1 protein-coding gene and 1 pseudogene are annotated in these 957 nt (G+C 75.5%); one reads left to right on the forward strand and one right to left on the reverse strand.

The genetic code is table 11. The annotated features are described in order from the left end of the window. The coding region (locus GT042_RS37855) for a LysR family transcriptional regulator (RefSeq protein ID WP_161313197.1) at positions 1-141 on the reverse strand (141 nt) is incomplete at its 3' end. Between the two features lie 70 nt (positions 142-211). On the opposite strand from GT042_RS37855, the pseudogene GT042_RS37860 reads away from it, so the two are divergent. Then, positions 212-957: pseudogene (locus GT042_RS37860) on the forward strand (C4-dicarboxylate ABC transporter); the annotation flags it as partial.

A 957-nucleotide genomic window follows, 5' to 3' on the forward strand; every position in this document is an offset into this window, starting at 1 on the left:
GGGCTGGCTGATGCCCGTCTCCCGGGCGGCGCGGCCGAGGCTGCCCAGCCGGGCGACGGCGAGCAGCAGCTCCAGCGCGGCGAGGTCGGGCACGCGGTGCGCGAGGGAATGCCGGCCGGGCGGCCCTTCCACGTCGGTCATAGGGTCAGCTTATGACCTCATAGGGACAAAGGGGCTGGTGGGACCACCGCCCCCGCCCCAGGGTGAGGACATGGCCACCCTCGCCCATCCGCTCGTACGTCTCCCTGCCGTCGCCGAGGCTCCCGCCCTGCGGCACCTCGGACCTGCCTGGTACGCGACCGTCATGGGAACGGCCGTCGTGGCGAGCGCCGGGGCCGCCCTCCCCCTGCGGATACCGGGCCTGCGGACCGCCGCCACGGCGGTGTGGGCGCTGTCGGCGGTGCTGCTCGTGGCCGTGCTGAGCGCCCGCGCCACACGCTGGGCGCGCCACCGCGACGCGGCCCGCGCCGATCTCCTGGACCCGGCGGTGGCGCCTTTCTACGGATGCCTGCCGATGGCGCTGCTGGCGGTGGGCGGCGCGACCCTCGCCGTGGGAGGTGACGTGCTCGGGCAGCGGACCGCCGTACTCGTGGACGGGGTGCTGTTCGGCGTGGGGACGGTGCTCGGCCTGGCGGTCGCCGTGACGATCCCGTACCTGATGGTCGTACGGCATCGGCCGACCCTCGCGGACATGTCGCCGGTCCGGCTGCTGGCGGTGGTCCCGCCCCTGGTCGCGGCGGAGGCCGGGGCCGGGCTGGTGCCGCACCTGCCGGCCGGGCAGGGCCGGGAGGCGCTGCTGCTGGGCTGTTACGCGATGTTCGGGCTGAGCCTGCTCGCCACGCTCGCGCTGCTGCCGCTGATCGTCGGCCGGCTGACCCTGTACGGCCCGCTGCCGCTCGCGCTGACGCCCGCGATGTTCCTGGTGCTCGGCCCGCTCGGTCAGTCGACCACGGCGGT

Source organism: Streptomyces sp. SID3212 (assembly GCF_009865405.1).
Taxonomy (GTDB): Bacteria; Actinomycetota; Actinomycetes; order Streptomycetales; family Streptomycetaceae; genus Streptomyces.